Below are 235 nucleotides of genomic sequence, written 5' to 3'. Positions count from 1 at the left end.
ATTTTGTCTCGGAGGGGGTCAAATAGCGTTTTTTCATCGGAATCAAATATTGTGACGTTATAACTCTCTAGCAACTCTTTAGCCCGCTTGCTCAGCGCATCAATTCGAAGATTGGCTTTCTCAATGTCGGCTGCGCTGCGGTTAATAAATGTGTAATAGGACATTGTGCGAAAGCGTGCCATAGTATCAGCAAGCTCCCCTAGGATCAGCGTGCTTGAAAGGCGATACTTGCTAA

At 45.1% G+C, this 235-nt stretch carries 1 protein-coding gene; it reads right to left on the bottom strand.

The window, feature by feature from the left end; translation table 11 throughout:
- Nucleotides 1-235, bottom strand: a 235-nt coding sequence (locus AC0L3B_RS40375; protein ID WP_473383677.1) for a hypothetical protein, incomplete at both ends; no start/stop codon positions are given.

The organism is Bradyrhizobium sp. Kon56 (genome assembly GCF_055807635.1).
This window is presented reverse-complemented; position numbering and strand designations above follow the sequence as displayed.